Origin of the sequence: Lacrimispora sphenoides JCM 1415 (assembly GCF_900105615.1) — a bacterium.
In the GTDB taxonomy this organism is placed as follows: domain Bacteria; phylum Bacillota; class Clostridia; order Lachnospirales; family Lachnospiraceae; genus Lacrimispora; species Lacrimispora sphenoides.
In genome coordinates, this window is the sequence record NZ_LT630003.1 from 3,209,723 (window position 1) to 3,226,672 (window position 16,950).

Annotated in this window: 16 protein-coding genes; 1 reads left to right on the forward strand and 15 read right to left on the reverse strand. The window is 46.3% G+C overall.

All coding sequences use genetic code 11. The features are described 5' to 3' along the window. Nucleotides 1–3 precede the first annotated feature (3 nt). The 11 genes from BMX69_RS14515 to argC form a co-directional block, all read right to left on the reverse strand. Nucleotides 4–942: a nucleoside hydrolase gene (locus tag BMX69_RS14515; RefSeq protein WP_100042724.1), complete on the reverse strand. Its 939-nt coding sequence runs from the start codon at nucleotides 940–942 to the stop codon at nucleotides 4–6. Nucleotides 943–957: 15 nt separating this feature from the next. Continuing rightward, complete coding sequence (locus tag BMX69_RS14520) at nucleotides 958–1,890, reverse strand: ABC transporter permease (protein WP_100042725.1); 933 nt, start codon at nucleotides 1,888–1,890, stop codon at nucleotides 958–960. 14 nt (nucleotides 1,891–1,904) lie between these two features. Further along, nucleotides 1,905–2,936 carry an ABC transporter permease gene (locus BMX69_RS14525; RefSeq protein ID WP_054791865.1) on the reverse strand — a complete coding sequence of 344 codons (1,032 nt, stop codon included), beginning with the start codon at nucleotides 2,934–2,936 and terminating at the stop codon, nucleotides 1,905–1,907. After that, nucleotides 2,933–4,450: an ABC transporter ATP-binding protein gene (locus tag BMX69_RS14530; protein ID WP_166433236.1), complete on the reverse strand. Its 1,518-nt coding sequence runs from the start codon at nucleotides 4,448–4,450 to the stop codon at nucleotides 2,933–2,935. Before BMX69_RS14530 ends, BMX69_RS14525 begins: the two co-directional genes overlap by 4 nt. A 139-nt stretch (nucleotides 4,451–4,589) precedes the next feature. Further along, nucleotides 4,590–5,717, reverse strand: coding sequence for a BMP family lipoprotein (locus BMX69_RS14535; protein ID WP_100042727.1), 1,128 nt, complete (start codon nucleotides 5,715–5,717; stop codon nucleotides 4,590–4,592). A gap of 442 nt (nucleotides 5,718–6,159) precedes the next feature. Further along, nucleotides 6,160–7,359, reverse strand: coding sequence for an aspartate aminotransferase family protein (locus BMX69_RS14540; RefSeq protein WP_100042728.1), 1,200 nt, complete (start codon nucleotides 7,357–7,359; stop codon nucleotides 6,160–6,162). Beyond that, nucleotides 7,334–8,245 carry an acetylglutamate kinase gene (gene argB / locus BMX69_RS14545; RefSeq protein WP_100042729.1) on the reverse strand — a complete coding sequence of 304 codons (912 nt, stop codon included), beginning with the start codon at nucleotides 8,243–8,245 and terminating at the stop codon, nucleotides 7,334–7,336. Before argB ends, BMX69_RS14540 begins: the two co-directional genes overlap by 26 nt. 124 nt (nucleotides 8,246–8,369) lie before the next feature. Next, nucleotides 8,370–9,593, reverse strand: coding sequence for a bifunctional glutamate N-acetyltransferase/amino-acid acetyltransferase ArgJ (argJ, locus tag BMX69_RS14550; RefSeq protein WP_100042730.1), 1,224 nt, complete (start codon nucleotides 9,591–9,593; stop codon nucleotides 8,370–8,372). A 1-nt stretch (nucleotide 9,594) separates the two neighbouring features. Further along, nucleotides 9,595–9,987: an ACT domain-containing protein gene (locus tag BMX69_RS14555; RefSeq protein ID WP_054791864.1), complete on the reverse strand. Its 393-nt coding sequence runs from the start codon at nucleotides 9,985–9,987 to the stop codon at nucleotides 9,595–9,597. Nucleotides 9,988–10,001: 14 nt separating this feature from the next. Beyond that, nucleotides 10,002–10,448, reverse strand: coding sequence for a GNAT family N-acetyltransferase (locus BMX69_RS14560; protein ID WP_029702058.1), 447 nt, complete (start codon nucleotides 10,446–10,448; stop codon nucleotides 10,002–10,004). An 85-nt stretch (nucleotides 10,449–10,533) separates the two neighbouring features. Then, nucleotides 10,534–11,574 carry an N-acetyl-gamma-glutamyl-phosphate reductase gene (gene argC / locus BMX69_RS14565; protein ID WP_100042731.1) on the reverse strand — a complete coding sequence of 347 codons (1,041 nt, stop codon included), beginning with the start codon at nucleotides 11,572–11,574 and terminating at the stop codon, nucleotides 10,534–10,536. A 273-nt stretch (nucleotides 11,575–11,847) separates the two neighbouring features. On the opposite strand from argC, the gene BMX69_RS14570 reads away from it, so the two are divergent. Further along, complete coding sequence (locus BMX69_RS14570; protein WP_025234667.1) at nucleotides 11,848–13,074, forward strand: argininosuccinate synthase; 1,227 nt, start codon at nucleotides 11,848–11,850, stop codon at nucleotides 13,072–13,074. An 81-nt stretch (nucleotides 13,075–13,155) separates the two neighbouring features. Here BMX69_RS14570 and BMX69_RS14575 read toward each other — a convergent pair whose 3' ends face one another. From BMX69_RS14575 to mnmA, 4 genes are all read right to left on the reverse strand, one after another. Further along, nucleotides 13,156–13,629, reverse strand: coding sequence for a GNAT family N-acetyltransferase (locus BMX69_RS14575; protein WP_054791863.1), 474 nt, complete (start codon nucleotides 13,627–13,629; stop codon nucleotides 13,156–13,158). A 47-nt stretch (nucleotides 13,630–13,676) separates the two neighbouring features. Further along, the gene (locus tag BMX69_RS14580) at nucleotides 13,677–14,567 is read right to left on the reverse strand and encodes a patatin-like phospholipase family protein (RefSeq protein WP_100042732.1); all 891 of its coding nucleotides are present in this window, start codon (nucleotides 14,565–14,567) and stop codon (nucleotides 13,677–13,679) included. 134 nt (nucleotides 14,568–14,701) lie between these two features. Then, nucleotides 14,702–15,841 (reverse strand): N-acetylmuramoyl-L-alanine amidase, encoded by a 1,140-nt coding sequence (locus BMX69_RS14585; RefSeq protein ID WP_054791862.1) that lies wholly within the window; start codon nucleotides 15,839–15,841, stop codon nucleotides 14,702–14,704. After that, on the reverse strand, nucleotides 15,838–16,917 hold the full coding sequence (gene mnmA, locus BMX69_RS14590; RefSeq protein WP_054791861.1) for a tRNA 2-thiouridine(34) synthase MnmA: 1,080 nt from the start codon (nucleotides 16,915–16,917) through the stop codon (nucleotides 15,838–15,840). The genes BMX69_RS14585 and mnmA overlap by 4 nt, the downstream gene beginning before the upstream one ends. Between the last annotated feature and the right edge of the window lie 33 nt (nucleotides 16,918–16,950).

The following is a 16,950-nucleotide window of genomic DNA, read 5'->3' on the forward strand; positions in this document are numbered from 1 at the left end:
ACCTCACGAACCATAAGCCCGGATTCCCGTTTCGATCAGATCCCAGAAACGATCCACATCAATATCCACGGCCACATCCACATTGGCTTCTCTATGACTGTAGCCAAAGAAGTCACAATTGGTCCTTCCGTAGCTTTGTACGCTTCTGATATCCACTTCCGTAAACATAGGTTTTGTCACCAGAAGCTCTGGATCAATGATGGAAGCAATGGTCACCGGGTCATGGAGAGGCCCGCCATTCCAGCCAAACACTTCCTTCTGGCTCTTGTTAAAATGTCCCATCAGCTCTGTAAACAGGCGGGCTGCCGGAGTGCCGATCTCTTCCATCCGTTTTACTACCTGGGGATAACAAAGCACTTTCCTGGTCACATCAAGCCCTACCATAGTAATGGGGCGGCCGCTGGAAAATACCACATGGGCCGCATCTGCATCGGCGATAATATTAAACTCAGCCGCCGGAGTTACATTCCCCAGCTGATAGCAGCCTCCCATGAGAACAATTCTTTTTATCTTCGGTATAATGCGGGGCTCCATTCTCATGGCCATGGCAATATTGGTCAGGGGACCTGTTGGCACCAGAATAATGTCACCTTCCGATTCCATCAGCGTTTTGACGAGAAACATTACCCCATGCTCCGCCTCTTCCTTTCTCTTTAATGGTTCAAAAACCGGACCGTCAAGTCCGCTTTCTCCATGGATATCTCCTGCAAGAAGCTGCTTATCCCGGATCATGGGCTGTCCGCATCCGGCATAGACGGGGATATTAAGTCCCAGGTACTGACAGATATTCAGGGCATTTCTTGTGGTTTTTTCAAGGGACTGGTTTCCTGCCACCACTGTAATACCCAGCACCTCTATCCCACTGTTTTTTCCTGCCAGTAATATGTTCACCGCATCATCGTGTCCCGGATCGCAGTCCAGGATAACTTTCTGTTTTTCCATTGATTATTCTCCTTTTTAAGCTTTTACTAATGCACTCTTTTTCTTCTTTTCCCTTGCCAGTTTAGATGCCATGGATACTGCCAGGGTGGCTATAGTCACCACATAAGGCATCAAAAGTACCAGCTGGGACGGCACTCCGTAAGCCTGAAGCCTGGCACCTATGGAATCTGTTAACCCGAACACCAGACATCCAGCTGCTGTCAGGATTGGGTGGGCACCTCCGAAATACATAGCCGCCACTCCCATAAATCCTCTGGCATTTGTCATATTCTCCGTAAACATTTTGCTGTATCCCAGGGATAAATGGGCTCCTGCCAGGCCTCCGATCAGGCCCGATATGGCTATTGCCCGGTATTTCATGGAATTTACATTAATTCCTGCCGTCTGCGCTGCCATTGGAAACTGGCCGACTGCCCTTAAACGAAGGCCCCAGACCGTTTTATAAAATATAAACCAGACCAGTATAATCAGTACAATAACAAACCACTCGGTGATGCACCAGTTATCAAAAATCTCTTTCAAAAATGGGACTTTAGCCAGAAATGGAAGACTGACTCTTGGAATCGCAATGATCCCCGGTTCTGAAAACGTACCGCTTTTTCCCAAGACGCTGTTTAAAAGAAACTTGGTGATCGCCAGTGCAAATAAATTGATGCCCATGCCGATGGCACAGATCTCCGCTTTATAACGGATATGGCCTACTGCCATGATCATGGCCATAATAAGCCCTGCAATCATGGCAACTACGACTCCCAAAAGCCAGCTTCCGGTTAGATAGCTGACCGCTACTGCCGCAAATGCACCGGTCAGCATGATTCCTTCCGTTCCGATATTTAATATATCTGCCTGCTGAGTGATGGCTGCACACAATGCCGCATAAATAATAGGCGTGGCAGAACGAAAGGTTGCATATATCAAAGATACGCTGAAAATTTTTCCTAAATCCATAGTTCTGCCTCCTTCTATTTGCTCTTTTCCTTTTTAGTTTTCTTATTCTTAAACTGAAACAGAAGCTCCATGGTTGCCACAATAATGAATACTGCTGTTATGGTGTCAACAATCGATTTTGGTACACCGGTACTCTGCTGCATCCCCATGGCTCCTGATTTTAACACCGCAAGGAAGAAGGACATAAAGGGTGCAAAAGCCAGATTGTTTTTAACGATCAGAGAGGCCAGCATGCCATTGGAACCAAGCCCCGCCGCAAAATTATTCAGGAAATAACCGTGAACCCCCAAAACTTCAATGCAGCCGGCCATACCGCCCAATGCCCCGCTAAGCATCATGGATTGTATAAATATCTTCTTGGGACTGATGCCCACATACTCCGCATGAGATGGATTGGTTCCCACTGTTTTTACCTTATATCCAAAAGTAGTCTTGTTTAAGACCCAGATCATAAGAACCACTGTGATAAGGGCTATGAAAAGTCCCGCATTGACACTGCTCGGCTTCATAAACTGAGGCAGGTTCACCGTCACCGGCAGAGACTGGGCATTGGCCACGCCTGCACTCATGGGGCCGCTGACCAGATAAGAGGTTATGTACAGGGCTACGCTGTTCATGAGAATGGTCACACAAACCTCACTCACACGGTAGTAAGCCTTTAGTACCGCTGGAATCAGTGCCCACAATGCCGCCACTGCCATGGCTCCCAGAAAGCAGACGATTAAGAGGACAGGAGCCGGAAGAAATGTCCAGTTAATTCCGATATATGCGGCAGTAATACCTCCAAGAAACACCTCACCTTCCACTCCCACGTTGAATGCTCCCGCTTTTGCCGCGACCGCAAACGCACAAGAGGTGAGGAGAAGGGGCGTAAAGCTGGCCAGGGTGGTTCCTATCTTGAGCTTCCCGTTAAATGCACCGCGCAGCAATGCCCCATAGGCTTCCAGGGGATTTTCCCCTATAGACAGGATAAATAAGGCACCGATTGCCAATGCAAGCAGCATGGTAAGTAAAATTTTCTGTATGCTCTTTACCGCTACATTCATGTTGTACTTCCCCTTTCTTCAGCCGTTGCAGTTCCGCCCATCATCAGTAATCCCAGATTATCCTCGTTGGCTTCCTCTGCTTTCAGCCTTCCTGTTATCCTGCCTTCGTGCATGACAACGATCCGGTCTGAAAGGGACAAGATTTCCTCCAAGTCAGCAGAAACCAGTAAAACTCCCATTCCTTTGGCTTTGACCTCCTGCAGAATTTTCCGGATGGATTCAATGGCTCCGATATCAACCCCTCTGGTAGGCTGGGAGGCAACCAGAAGCTTCCCCCCAATAGAAACTTCCCTTGCAACCACGACCTTTTGTGCATTTCCACCTGACAGGGACTGGGTAGATATTTCAGGATCTCTGGGACGGATGTCAAAAACCTCAGACAACCTTTTAGCATATTCCAGGGTTTCCTTATCATTTCGTACGATGCCCCGGCAAAATGGAGTTTCCTCTACCTGTACGGCTATGAGGTTCTCCTTGATGCTCATGGACCGGTTTAAGCCCCTTGTATTGCGGTCTTCCGGAATATGGGACAATCCGGCTCTCCTGATCTGCTTTGGACTAAGGCCCGCTATCTCTTTTCCGTCTAAAAGCACGTTTCCTTTCTCAACCTGCCGGAGACCTGCGATTGCCTCAATCAGCTCACTCTGTCCGTTTCCATCGATTCCCGCTATACCAACGATCTCTCCCTCCCGGACATCCAGTGATACTCCCCTGATCTTTGAGATCTCCTTTTCTCCGGAAACCCATACATCCTTTACTTCCAGAACCTTTTCCCCCGGCTTTGCCTGGGTTTTTTCAATATTTAAAAATACTTCCCTGCCGATCATCATTTTTGCAAGCTCTGCCGGGGAAGTCTCTTCCTTATTTACGCTTCCAATATAATTTCCCTGACGCATTACGCTGATGCGGTCAGAAATCTCCATGACCTCATTCAATTTATGAGAGATAAACACCAGGGATTTTCCATCTTTTCTTAAATTTTGGAGAATTACAAAAAGCTGTCTCGTTTCCTGGGGCGTCAGGACTGCCGTAGGCTCATCCAGAATGATTACATTGGCTCCCCTGGTTAAGGTTTTGATGATCTCTACCCTTTGTGCTTCACCTACTGATATCTGATTAATCTTCTTCCCCAGCTGGATATCCATTCCATACTGACTGATATACTGTTCCACCGTCTTTCTGGCCTTATCAAAATCAATGGTGATACCATGCCGGGGCTCAAAACCCAGAATGATGTTTTCTAATACTGTCAGCTCATTGACCAGCATAAATTCCTGATGCACCATTCCGATGCCTTTTTCAATGGCAATTTTAGGAGAGATGGATGGAATATGATCTCCATGGATCCGGATGCTTCCGTCATCAATGGGATACATACCGTAAAGCAGCTTCATCATGGTGGACTTTCCGGCTCCGTTTTCTCCGATCAGAGAATGGATCTCACCCTTTTTTAAGGTAAACTGCCCGTTCCTTACTGCATGAACGTTTCCGAATGATTTTACAATATCCTTCATTTCAATTACATATTCGCTCAAACTTTCACCCTCTTCTTTATGTTAGTAGCCGTCTCCCGCACCTTATGATTGTAAAATGGTTTGGAAACCCGAGGGGAATCAGGAAATCCAAACCATTCTGCATTCATTTCAGTTCCTGCTATTTATTTGCACCGAAACCGGTATAATTCTCTACAACAATTTCTCCGGAAACGATCTTCTCTTCCAGTTCTTTTACTTTTTCTACGATGTCTTCAGGGAATTTATCTCCCAGGTGCTCTTTCATCACACTGAAATCGGTCAGGCCGACGCCTTCTTCCTTTATGGTCAGATAAGAAGTGGAATTTCCCTTAAATGTATCTTCAACCACTGACTGGATCGCCAGATAGCAGGCTGTATCCACACGCTTTACCATAGAGGTCAGCACGCTTCCCGGCTGGTCATTATCCTGGTTTAGATCCACACCTATGGCATATTTTCCTGCTTCCTTTGCTCCTTCCAGAATTCCAGGGCCTGTGCCGGATGCTACGTTCATTACGATATCCGCTCCCTGATCAAACTGCGCCAGAGTCAGCTCCTTGCCCTTTAACGGATCGTTCCACGTTCCTGCAAAAGACTGAAGAACCTTAATATCCGGGTCTATGTATTTTGCTCCCTGCTCATATCCGGTAAAGAAATCATGAAGAACCGGAATATCCATTCCTCCTACCCAGCCAATGATCTTGTCCGGGTTTACCCCTTCAATATCTGTTTTCTGGGTAAACATGGCTGCTGCCGCACCTGCCAGGAAAGAACCCTGATTCTGTGCAAAGCTGATGGATACGATATTATCGCCTTCCACCGTGGTGTCAATAATGGCAAATTTCACATTCGGATAGCTGGCACAATGCTCTTTCATGTACTCTTCAAAGTTAGAGGAAGAGCAGATAACAAGATCATAACCGTCCTCGCAAGCAGATAAAAAGTTTGCCTCCCATTCTTCTGCAGAAGTGCCCTCCAGATTTTTAATTTCCACTCCATAATCTGCGGCAGCCTCTTTTGCCCCCTCATTGCAGGAATCATTATAGGACTTGTCCCCTAAATTTCCGGAATACACGATACATACCCTTTTTCCGGCTCCTGCCTTTTCTGTTCCTTCCCCGTTCTCTGATGCTGCCTCTGCAGTTGTCCCTGCGGTTGCCTCCACCGTCTTACCGGCCTCCTTCGCTGCTCCTGCCCCGCCGGAACAGCCGGTCAGCGATACCGCCAGTGCTGCCGTCATAAGAATGCTCAAAACTCTTTTTTTCATTGAAATACCTCCTTTAAAAATATAGTGTAAAAGGATATCATTTTACTTTTTCTCTAGGTAAAACGTTTTTCCTTTTTGCCAAAAAATAAAACAGCTTTATTATCTGTATATCTTAAGCCAATGCTACCATCCTTAGAATAAGATGTCAAGTATTTTTGCACAAAAAAATCATTTTATTAAACCGTTTTCTTATACCTATCTGTCAGCCTCATTCATAATACTTACTAGAGAATACGCATATCTGCTATATAATCATCTTTACATCATTCATTACTTGTTATAATTAATAAATAAAAGGTGGAATCCAGGTAAAACTATTGTGTCCGGTTATTACTGATGCGGAAGGGAAAGCTGAGGATTGAGCCGGAATTATTTAAGATGTGAAAGCAGATTAAAAAAACCGGAGCCTTCAGAATTCCTTCCGAAAGCTCCGGCAAAAATGTTAAGGCTGACTCTTCAGTACCGCCTCCAGTTTCTCCACCATTTCATTCACATGCTCTTTTTCGATCACCAGCGGAGGAACAAAGCGAATAACATTCGCCCCGGCACTGATGAGCACCAGATTTTGTTCTAACAGTACCTGGCTCACAATGGGAGCAACCGGCACAGAAAACTCCAGGCCCTGGATCAGCCCGATACCTCTTTGGGAACTTACGATATCATACCGGTCCGCCAGGGATTTAAGCTTCTTTGTAAGATACTCTCCCATTTCCTTTACATGGTCCACGATCTTTCTCTTTTCAAACAGTTCCAGCACCTTGAACGCCGCAGCTGTCACAAAGGGGTTTCCGCCGTAGGTAGTTCCATGGTCGCCGGGGGACATGGCTGTCGCGGCTTTTCCTGCTGCCAGGAATGCACCCACTGGCACGCCGTTTCCCAAAGCTTTTGCCACGGTCATCACATCCGGCTTTACACCGTACTTCTGCCAGGCGAACATGGTACCGGTCCGCCCCATTCCGCACTGGATCTCATCAAGAATCAGCAGCATGTCATGCTCATCACAAAGTGCTCTTACACCCTTTAAAAATTCCTCGCTGGCCGGATAGATTCCCCCTTCTCCCTGAACGGTTTCCATGATTATGGCGCAGGTCTTTTCATTCAGCAGGTCTTTTACACTGTCCAGATCATTAAAATCCGCAAATTTTATTCCCGGAAGCAATGGCTTAAAAGGTTCCTGGTAATGATCATTACCTGTTACGGAAAGAGCTCCAAAGCTCCTGCCGTGAAAAGAATGTTTCATGGCAATGATTTCATGGTCATGGCCTCCATCCTTATTGTAAGCGTATCTTCTGGCTATCTTTAATGCGCCTTCCACCGCTTCCGTTCCGCTGTTGGTAAAAAACACCTTATCCATGCCCGAGGCCTTTAAAATCATCTCTCCCGCTTCCACGGCCGGGACATTATAAAATAAATTAGAGGTATGAAGCAGCTTATCCACCTGCTCCTTTAAGGCTTCATTAAATTCCGGGTCATTATAGCCCAACCCCATGACAGCGATCCCGGCTCCAAAATCCAGATATTCCTCTCCATCCGTATCATAAAGACGGACACCATCCCCATGGTCAAAAACAATAGGAAAACGGTTGTAGGTCTTATAAATTTCCGCTTCTGCTTTCTCAATGTATTCCTGCTTGCTTCGCATGATAAAAACGCTCCTCTCCTGCACTCATTATGGCCGTTCCGATCCCCCTGTTCGTGAATATTTCCAAAAGCAGGCAATGGGGAATCCGTCCATCCATGATATGTACCCTGGATACTCCCTGCTTCATGGCATCGATGCAGTTTTGAAGCTTAGGGAGCATACCTCCTCCCAGCATCCCGCTTTCCACAAATTCCTGGGCTTCAGCCATGGACATTTCCGAAATAAGGGATTCCTTATTCTGAAAATCCTTATAGACGCCCTCAACATCTGTCAAAAAAGCCAGCTTCTCCGCTTCCATAGCCGTGGCAATGGCACAGGCTGCATCATCAGCATTGATATTATAGGTTTCAAAATTCTCGTCAAAGCCCACAGGGCATATGATGGGAAGAAAATCCTTTTCCAGTAAATCATATATGATTTGAGGATCCACCTCTGTAATATCTCCTACAAAACCAATGTCCTCTCCGTTTGAATAGCGTTTCTGGCATTTTAACATCATACCGTCTTTTCCGCTGATTCCCACGGCTTTTACCCCCAGCTCATTAACCATCTGCACCAGGCTTTTATTGACCCGGTTAAGTACCATCTCTGCGATCTCCATAGTGGGTTCATCGGTTACCCGGAGGCCATTGACAAAATGAGGCTCCATGCCTGACTTTTCTACCCACCTGCTGATTTCCTTTCCCCCGCCGTGAACAATGATAGGCTTGAAGCCCACCAGTTTTAAAAGCACTACATCCTGGATGACCTGCTTTTTCAATTCCTCATCCACCATGGCGCTGCCGCCGTATTTCACTACAATGATTTTGCGGTTGAAACGCTGTATATACGGGAGTGCTTCTATCAGTACCTCTGCTTTTTCCATAATGCTATGATCCAGTTGCATATAAATTTCTCCTTTCCTCTTTCCTGCCTGTTTTCTGGCAGAGCCCCCCCCGATTTACAGGGCGTGAAGGGATACCAGTATGGTGTTTCCAGACTACGTTTTTGATATACAGGTATTGCCCTTCTTATGAACGGTAATCCGCATTGATCTTCACATAATCAAAGGTCAGGTCGCATCCCCAGGCCGTAGCTGTGGCTTCTCCCAATTTAATATCCGCAGTTGCTGTCACTTCCGGTTCTGATAAGATCCTGGTGGCTTCCTCTTCACTGTAGGAAAGGGCGACTCCGTTTTCAATGATTTTTAACTTTCCCGCTGCGCTCTCAAAATATAGGTCCACCTTTTCCGGATCAAACACGGCCCCGGAATAACCCATGGCGCAAAGGATCCTGCCCCAGTTGGCATCATGGCCGAAAATAGCAGCCTTGGTCAGGCTGGAGGTGATGACTGATTTTGAAAGGGTCACCGCCTGTTCCTTTGTTTCCGCTCCAACGATCTTTACCTCAAACAATGCAGTACAGCCTTCCCCATCGCCTGCCATTTTCTTAGCAAGAACTTCATTAATGAAATTAAGCGCCATGCAAAATGCTTCATAATCCTCGTTCTTTGTCCGGATCTCTTCATTCCCCGCCATACCGTTTGCAAGAAGGAGCACGGTGTCATTCGTGGAGGTGTCCCCATCCACGGAAATCATGTTGTAGGTATCTTTGATGTCCTCTCTTAAGGCTTCCTGCAAAAGCTCTTTGGAAATAGCCGCATCCGTGGTAACAAAGCTTAACATGGTACACATGTCGGGATGGATCATTCCGGAGCCCTTGCACATGCCGCCCATGGTAATGGTCTTTCCTCCGGTTTCAAATTGAACTGCAACTTCTTTCTTTACCGTATCCGTAGTCATAATGGCTATGGCCGCTGCCGTCCCGCTTTCCTCACTGCCGTCAAGAGCAGGCACCATGGCTTTCACTCCTGCCACAATCCGGTCCATAGGAAGCTGCTTCCCGATCACACCGGTAGACGCCACCAGTACGGAACTGACAGGGATAGATAGGCTATCCGCCGCCGCCTCTGCTGTTTCCATACAGTAACGAAGCCCTTCCTCTCCGGTACAGGCATTGGCGATACCCGCATTGACAACAACTGCCTGAGCGCATGGGGAATTTTCCACAATGACCTTATCCCATTTTACAGGGGCTGCTTTTACAATATTGGTGGTAAAGGTTCCTGCTGCCTTACAGGGCACCTCGCTGTAAATCATCGCCATGTCTTTTCTGTCTTTATATTTAATTCCCGCTGCTGTAGATGCTGCCTTAAATCCTTTTGCCGCGGTTACTCCGCCGTCTATCTGTTTCATATCAGTTTTCCTCCTTTGTTCCTGTGACCGTATACCCTGCGGCCTCCAGATGATTCAAAGCCTTTTCGTAATTTTCCTTTTTCACAAGAATGTAATCTGTATTAAATGTAGAAACTGCAAAAATTCCGATTCCATGATCTGCCAGTACCGTTGATATTTTTGATAAAATTCCGATAAGGGAAAAATCCAGGATTCCTTCTATTCGGAATGCCAAAAAACCATCCTCCCGCTCCGCGGCATTTTGGGGAACTGAGGAAGTTTCGCATACCAGCGACAGCTCCTCGTCTGTCTTTCCCAGAAACCAGAATCCGGAGGTTATGTCAAGTGTTCCTATGTCCGCTGGACCAGACAGCTTACACACGGAAAATTCTGCAGATATTTTTTTTAAATTCATCTCATTTCCCTCACTTAATCAACAAAATTTACGGAGTTAACCTCATTTAGGTTAAAATCGTAATAATTAATATCATTGCGGTATGTCCAGCCGGACTTGCTCCAGAATTCATTTCCCACAGTATTGGACTTAAAAGCAATTAGGTTTACCTTGCTGATCCCTTCTTTTTGCAGCCGTTTCATTGCTTCCAGAGCCATTTTATGTCCTACTCCATTCTGTCGGTATTCCTCTGCCACACAAACATGATACATACAGCCCCGCCGCCCGTCATGCCCGCATAGGATGGATCCTATGATAATTCCGTCCTCTTCTGCCACCACGCTGGTTTGGGGATTTCTCTTCAAAAACTTTTCCACGCCTTCTCTTGAATCGTCTACCGTACGGATTCCAAATCCTTTGATTCCTGTCCACAGCTTATGCACCTGGTAATAATCCTCCAATGTCATGGTACGAAGTATCATATATACTCTCCTTATCCCCTTTTATTATCGCGCCTATTGAATTATGCGGCTGTTTCTTTCCTGACTCAGCCTTCACTCATACCCCTTACGGGAACAGAGGAATGAGCTTAAGCCCTTTATTCTCCGGCAGTCCAAACAGGATATTCATGTTTTGCACCGCCTGTCCTGCGGCTCCCTTTACCAGATTATCCATAGCACCCATCATGATTACCCGGTTAGTTCTTGGATCAATCTTGAAATTCACATCCACAAAATTGCTTCCTTCCACCCATTTGGTCTGGGGGACCACATCCTTTTCCAGAACCCGGATAAAGTATTCTTTAGAATAATATTTATCATAGACCGCTTTTACTTCCTCATAAGAAACTGACTTGGTGAGGGCCGCATAGGACGTTATGAGAATGCCCCGGTTCATGGGAACCAGATGAGGGGTAAAGCTTATGGTGACCGGACGGTCCGCCCCATAGGATAACTGCTCCTCAATTTCCGGAGTGTGTCTGTGAACGCCTATGCCGTAAGCCTTTATGTTTTCATTGACCTCACAGTATAAGTTATCCACCTTGGCTCCTCTTCCGGCACCGGAGGTTCCTGACTTGGCATCAATGATGATTGTGCTGGGGTCAATGAGCCCTTCCTTTACCAGAGGATAAATGGATAGAGTGGAGCAGGTAGGATAACAGCCTGGATTGGCGATGAGTCTGGCATTCTTAATTTTCTCCCGGTTGATTTCCGGTAGTCCGTATACTGCTTCCTTTATAAACTGAGGTGTCTTGTGCTCCATCTTATACCATTCTTCATAGACAGCCACATCCTTGATCCGGTAATCTGCGCTTAAATCAATCACCTTTGTCTTACTTAAAATCTCCTCATTCATAAGAGATGCGCAAAAACCCTGAGGCGTCGCCGTAAAAATTACATCTGCGATTTCAGCCAGGGCCTCCACATTATCATCCCGGCAGGAATCGTCCACAATCTGAAACATGTTTTGGTAAATAGAAGCGTATTTCTGATCTACATAGCTTTTTGATCCGTACCACAGGATCTCTATATCGTCTCTCTGTAGCAAAAGTCTTGCAAGCTCGCCGCCTGCATATCCGGTGGATCCTATTATTCCTGCCTTAATCATATTCATCTCTCCTTATATTTTTTCATAGGTTATCTGTTTTTTATTTCTGCCGGTTTTTGGCATTTTATACCTTATTTATACAGGCTCTTCCGTTAAAAAGAACGTCTTTCCAGATTTTTCTATAACTGATAGTTCATAATTATACATTAATAGCGTATAATATGCAAGTTTTTTTTATATTTTTTATTTTACCCTTGCATTTTTCATGGTTTAGGTGTATATTTATGAAAGTTCAATGAAAAAAATCCATTTAAAATCGAGGAGGATCTATAAATGAAAGAGAAAGTTATTTTAGCCTATTCCGGCGGTCTTGATACCACAGCCATTATCCCGTGGTTAAAGGAAAATTTTGATTATGAGGTAATCTGCTGCTGCATCGACTGCGGTCAGGGAAATGAATTAGACGGTTTAGAGGAACGAGCAAAATTATCCGGTGCTACCAAATTATATGTTGAAAATCTGGTTGATGACTTCTGCGACAATTACATCATTCCATGTGTGCAGGCAAATGCGGTTTATGAAAACAAATACTTATTAGGAACATCCATGGCACGTCCGGCCATTGCAAAGAGGCTGGTGGAAATCGCAAGGAAAGAAGGCGCTACCGCCATCTGTCACGGCGCTACGGGTAAAGGAAACGACCAGATCCGTTTTGAGTTGGGAATCAAGGCTCTGGCTCCTGATTTAAAGATCATTGCTCCATGGCGTATGACCGATGTATGGACCATGCAGTCCCGCGAGGATGAGATTGAATACTGCAAGCAGCACGGAATCGACCTTCCTTTCTCTGCTGACAACAGCTACAGCCGTGACCGTAACTTATGGCACATCAGCCATGAAGGCCTGGAGCTTGAAGATCCGGCAAACGAACCTAACTATGACCATTTATTAGTACTGGGTGTATCTCCTGAAAAGGCTCCGAATGAGGGAGAATATGTGACCATGACCTTTGAAAAGGGTATCCCTACCAGCGTCAATGGGGAAAAGATGAAAGTTTCTGATATCATTACCAAGTTAAATGAATTGGGCGGCAAGCATGGTGTCGGCATCGTGGATATCGTGGAAAACCGGGTTGTGGGAATGAAATCCCGCGGCGTTTATGAAACTCCCGGCGGAACCATTCTTCTTGAGGCTCATCAGCAATTAGAGGAATTGGTCTTAGACCGTGCTACGATGGAAGTGAAGAAAGATATGGGCAATAAATTTGCGCAGATCGTTTATGAAGGAAAATGGTTTACCCCCCTGCGTGAAGCAGTTCAGGCATTTGTGGAATCCACACAGAAGTATGTGACCGGAGAAGTAAAGCTGAAGCTTTATAAGGGTAATATCATTAAGGCCGGAACCACTTCTCCTTATTCCCTGTACAGCGAGTCCCTGGCTTCCTTTACAACAGGCGACTTATACGACCACCACGACGCAGATGGCTTCATTACTCTTTTCGGGCTTCCGTTAAAGGTTCGTGCGATGAAGATGCAGGAAATTGAAAAAACAAACAAATAAATAAATAAATAAGAAAAAGGACGTACACAGATACTTGTTTTGTGTACGTCCTTTTATAGGCTATGAAGCAAATATTTAAAGTTAGTCCGCCAGCTCTTTTAAAGCATTGCCTGTTATCCGGTAAACCGTCCAGTCCTCCATAGGCTCCGCTCCCATGGAACGGTAAAAATCAATGCTGGGTTTATTCCAATCCAGGCACCACCATTCCAGCCTGCCGCAGCCCCGTTCCATCGTGATCTCCCCCAGCTTCTTTAATAATGCCTTTCCAATCCCACAGCCTCTGTACTCTGTATTTACGTACAAATCTTCCAGATAGATTCCGGCTCTCCCTAAAAATGTGGAAAAGTTATGGAAGAACAATGCGAATCCAACCTCTTTCCCGTCAGCCAGGGCAAAGATCACCTCAGCTTTCTGCCTGTTAAAAATCCAGTCTTCTAACAGTTCCTCTGTGGCCACCACCTCATCAAGCATCTTTTCGTATTCTGCAAGTTCTTTAATAAATTTTAATATCAGAGCCGTATCTTTTCTTTCGGCGTATCTGAATGTCAATTCCATTTCTCTTCCTCCTCATCGCAATCTGTTTTTATAGAATACTATAAATCCTATCTCATTTCCAGTACCCGCTTGATCCTTGGGATCATTTTTTTTGTGTAAAGGTAACCATTTTCCATACACTCTTCCATGCATTCAAAGGTCAAAAGCCCTGCACCTTTTGGCATGGGCGGCTTTAACAGAAGGATCTCACCTCTGGAACGGCAATCCTTAAGCTCCCTGCTCATAATGGAAAAGGAATGGAATGCAGTCTCAATGATGGAATAATCGTGAGGCATTTCATATTCTTCTCCAATGTCCACCGCAATGACTCTTCTTTCCCCCGCTGCGATCAAAAGGTCTACAGGAAGATTATTCGTCACACCCCCATCCACTAACAGAAAGCCGTTCATCTGCCTTGGCCGGAATACGGCAGGAACTGAGGAACTTGACATCATGATATCACAAAGAAGTCCGCTCCGCTCCCATTTCACGTGCTCCTGTCTTAATGCGGAAAGGGGAATTTCTTCTGCAAACATGTTTGTAAAGGCTACCGTATCCCCGCTGTTAATATCCACAGCCGGAATCAGCAGGCCTTTGCAGCAGTTCCCCTGTATCTCCATCCCATCCGTTAAATCGCAGAGAAAACGCTGAAGCCGGTTCCCTTTTATGAGCCCTTGAAGCGTTGTCTCCCTTCCCATCAGGAACTGGGGAAGAAATAGGGCAATTCCTAAAATATCCGGATCAATCATGCTTCTGCCATGTTTTATCAGCCACCGCACCGTTTCCCTCATATCTCCGATTGTCATGCCTGCTGCATAAAGCCCTGCGACAATGCTTCCGGCACTGGCCCCTGCTACCCTGTCGGGAAGAAGTCCTGCTTCTTCCAGCGCCGATAATACTCCCACATGAGCTGCTCCTCTGGTTCCGCCACCTGCCATCGCCAGTCCATAATCTGCCATGCTTCCATTCTCCTTGTTGCTCAGCCGCATTTCAGGAAAATGTATGCCATTTCTTTTTCATTTATGCCTAGTCCGGTAAATGCAAAAAAGAACAGGCTTTGAGTCAGGCTCAAAACAACTGTTCTTCTTTGAATTTATTTATAATATGCATCAATTCCGTCGGCAATTCCTTTTACGATCTTATCGCGGTATTCCTCAGTAGCCATCTTCTTATCTTCATCCGCATTGCTCATGAATCCCATTTCCACAATGGTAACCGGTATATTACACCAGTTGATGCCGCTCATGGAATCCGTCTCCTGCACTCCTCGGTTCTTAAATCCGGTCTGATTGCAGATTCCATTCACAACGGCCTTGGAAAGAGCCTGGCTCTTGCTGTATAAGTTTCCGTTGTAAGGATTCTTAGCCGTCTGGCACATGGTAAGTGCCCCCTGAACGCTGCTGTCATTTAAGGAATTGGCATGGACCCGAACGAAGATATCTGCTCCGCTTTTATCCGCCATCTGGGCACGTTCTGCATTGCTGATGTTTACATCATGGGTTTCCCGGATCATATAAACCTGATAGCCCCTGTTTATAAGCTCCTGCTTTAGTTTTAAAGAAACCGCAAGAGTGAGCTGGTATTCCGGAATACCGGTTGCCGTTCCCTGAGTTCCGGAAGCTACCTTTGCCTTCATCTCAGAAGAGCCTGGCCCGATGGGCTCCTTTTCGGAATTGCCCTTTGCCTGATGGCCTGCGTCTATGGCAATGATCTTCCCCGTCCCGTTTCCGGAAACAGAAGGAGCAGCACTCGCCGTCTCCTGAACCGGCTTGTCTTTTGATACATACCGGGAGGAAATATAGCATTCCTTGTCCTTATAAACTACCCGGCTCCAGCTCTCGCTTGATCCGGTCCGTTTAAGGACTGCACCCTTTTCAAGTTTGTCCAGAATCTCTCCGTCAGCAGAAGGAAACTTTCTTATATTTACCTGGGATCCGGTAACATAAACGGTCTCATCGGCTGCCTCAAAAGAAGGAGCTGTCTCCATGGTTACAGTTGCTTCATGGGAGCTTGTCTCCGCTGATTTTCCGGTCTCAGTTTCTCCGGTTCTATCCTCTGCAATGGACACGGGAGCCGTTTCTTCTCCCTCCTCCTGGCCTAAACCGCCCTGGGCTTCTTCCAGAGCAGGTGCTTTTACTGCTTCATATTTCCTGGCGCAGCCTGCTAGCATAAATGCGCAAAGAAGGATAGAGGCCAATAACAGCCAACCGCGGCCTTTTCTTACATTCCTCAAAGTATGGTTCCTCCTCCGACAACATAGTCTCCATCATAGAATACCACGGCCTGCCCAGGAGTGATGGCACGCTGAGGTTCGTCAAATTTGCATTCCACCACTCCCTCCTCCACTTCCTGTATGGTACACATGGCACCCTTATGGCTGTAGCGGATCTTTGCCGATACCCGCATGGTTTCTCCTTGAAGTCCGGGAACCGCCATCCAGTTAATATGGTTGGCCCGCAGGGTATGGTCATAAACGTCATCGCCTGTTCCGATTACTACTTCATTGGTTTCAGGCCGTATCTCCACCACAAAAACCGGGTGGCCCATGGATAAGTTAAGCCCTTTTCTCTGGCCTACGGTGTAATGGGTAATTCCCTTGTGTCTGCCGATCACCTGGCCGGAAAGATCCACAAAGTTCCCCTCCGGTGCTTTTTCCCCTGCACTTTCTTCAATGAAACCTGCATAATCATTATCCGGAATAAAGCAGATCTCCTGACTGTCCGGCTTATGGGCTACCATTAAGTTGATCCTGTCCGCGATCTCACGGATCTGGTCTTTGGAATAAGCTCCTACCGGCATTAAGGTATGGGCCAGCTGGTTCTGCGTCAGATTGTAAAGGGCATACGTCTGATCCTTTGCCGCTGTCACGGACTTCTTTAATGCATATCTTCCGCTTGGGAGCTTATCGATCTGGGCATAATGGCCTGTGGCAATAAAATCCGCCCCGATATCCAGGCTTCGCTTTAAAAGAGACTCCCACTTGACATAACGGTTGCAGGCAATGCAGGGATTGGGCGTACGCCCCTTCTGGTATTCTCCTACAAAATAATCAATGACCTGGGATTTGAATTCTTCTTTAAAATTCATGACATAATAAGGAATCTCCAGGTCCCAGGCCACCCGTCTGGCATCGTCCACGGCACTTAAGCCGCAGCAGCCTCCGTTTTCCTCCTGGGTCCCGGTATCCTCATCCTGCCATATCTGCATGGTAACACCTATGACTTCATACCCCTGTTCTTTTAAGAGCCATGCCGCCACAGAAGAATCCACACCTCCAGACATTCCTACTACTACTTTCCCTTTGCTCATAGCTTTATGTTTCCACTTTCTAGCCGGATAAGC

What these genes read in the sequence shown, in the direction of transcription:
- BMX69_RS14515 (WP_100042724.1), bottom strand. Translation starts at nt 942, where the DNA reads ATGGAAAAACAGAAAGTTATCCTGGACTGCGATCCGGGACACGATGAT.
- mnmA (WP_054791861.1), bottom strand. Translation starts at nt 16,917, where the DNA reads ATGAGCAAAGGGAAAGTAGTAGTAGGAATGTCTGGAGGTGTGGATTCT.
- BMX69_RS14575 (WP_054791863.1), bottom strand. Translation starts at nt 13,629, where the DNA reads ATGGAATTGACATTCAGATACGCCGAAAGAAAAGATACGGCTCTGATA.
- BMX69_RS14540 (WP_100042728.1), bottom strand. Translation starts at nt 7,359, where the DNA reads ATGCGAAGCAAGCAGGAATACATTGAGAAAGCAGAAGCGGAAATTTAT.
- BMX69_RS14560 (WP_029702058.1), bottom strand. Translation starts at nt 10,448, where the DNA reads ATGATACTTCGTACCATGACATTGGAGGATTATTACCAGGTGCATAAG.
- argJ (WP_100042730.1), bottom strand. Translation starts at nt 9,593, where the DNA reads ATGAAACAGATAGACGGCGGAGTAACCGCGGCAAAAGGATTTAAGGCA.
- BMX69_RS14525 (WP_054791865.1), bottom strand. Translation starts at nt 2,936, where the DNA reads ATGAATGTAGCGGTAAAGAGCATACAGAAAATTTTACTTACCATGCTG.
- BMX69_RS14570 (WP_025234667.1), top strand. Translation starts at nt 11,848, where the DNA reads ATGAAAGAGAAAGTTATTTTAGCCTATTCCGGCGGTCTTGATACCACA.
- argC (WP_100042731.1), bottom strand. Translation starts at nt 11,574, where the DNA reads ATGATTAAGGCAGGAATAATAGGATCCACCGGATATGCAGGCGGCGAG.
- BMX69_RS14555 (WP_054791864.1), bottom strand. Translation starts at nt 9,987, where the DNA reads ATGAATTTAAAAAAAATATCTGCAGAATTTTCCGTGTGTAAGCTGTCT.
- BMX69_RS14535 (WP_100042727.1), bottom strand. Translation starts at nt 5,717, where the DNA reads ATGAAAAAAAGAGTTTTGAGCATTCTTATGACGGCAGCACTGGCGGTA.
- BMX69_RS14580 (WP_100042732.1), bottom strand. Translation starts at nt 14,567, where the DNA reads ATGGCAGATTATGGACTGGCGATGGCAGGTGGCGGAACCAGAGGAGCA.
- argB (WP_100042729.1), bottom strand. Translation starts at nt 8,245, where the DNA reads ATGCAACTGGATCATAGCATTATGGAAAAAGCAGAGGTACTGATAGAA.
- BMX69_RS14520 (WP_100042725.1), bottom strand. Translation starts at nt 1,890, where the DNA reads ATGGATTTAGGAAAAATTTTCAGCGTATCTTTGATATATGCAACCTTT.
- BMX69_RS14530 (WP_166433236.1), bottom strand. Translation starts at nt 4,450, where the DNA reads ATGAAGGATATTGTAAAATCATTCGGAAACGTTCATGCAGTAAGGAAC.